We start from the raw sequence: 629 nt of genomic DNA, 5'->3' as shown, positions 1-629 counted from the left end.
AGACAAGGCGGCGAAGCGCCGCAAGAAGCACCTCAGCGTCGCAACGAGCGGCGACGAGCCTGGCGATGAGCCGAAGGCCCTTTCCGAATGCGACGTCAAATCGAACATCAAGTCCATTCCGGGCGTGATGACGATCCGCGGCTGCGCCTATGCCGGTTCCAAAGGCGTGGTATGGGGGCCGGTCAAGGACATGGTCCACATCTCGCACGGGCCGGTCGGTTGCGGTCATTATTCCTGGTCGCAACGCCGCAACTACTACGTCGGCCTGACGGGCATCGACACGTTCGTGACTCTGCAGTTCACCTCAGACTTCCAGGAAAAGGACATCGTGTTCGGCGGCGACAAGAAGCTTGAACAGGTCATCGACGAGATCGAGGAGCTTTTCCCCCTCAACAACGGCATCAGCGTGCAGTCGGAATGCCCGATCGGGCTGATTGGCGACGACATTGAGGCGGTGTCGCGCAAGAAGGCCAAGGAGCACGAAAAGACGATCGTGCCGGTACGCTGCGAGGGCTTCCGCGGCGTCTCGCAATCGCTCGGCCACCACATCGCCAACGACGCCATCCGTGACTGGGTTTTCGACAAGAACGAAGTCGAGTTTGAGACCGGCCCTTACGATGTCAACGTCG

1 protein-coding gene is annotated in these 629 nt (G+C 60.4%); it reads left to right on the top strand.

Annotated elements, in window-relative coordinates:
* Positions 1-629 (top strand): nitrogenase component 1 (locus K6N12_RS33620; protein WP_281424337.1); only part of this gene is annotated, 629 nt, incomplete at both ends.

Origin of the sequence: Rhizobium redzepovicii (assembly GCF_019793435.1) — a bacterium.
Lineage (GTDB): Bacteria > Pseudomonadota > Alphaproteobacteria > Rhizobiales > Rhizobiaceae > Rhizobium > Rhizobium redzepovicii.
Note: the sequence above shows the minus strand (reverse complement) of the source record. Positions and strands in the feature narration are given on the sequence as shown.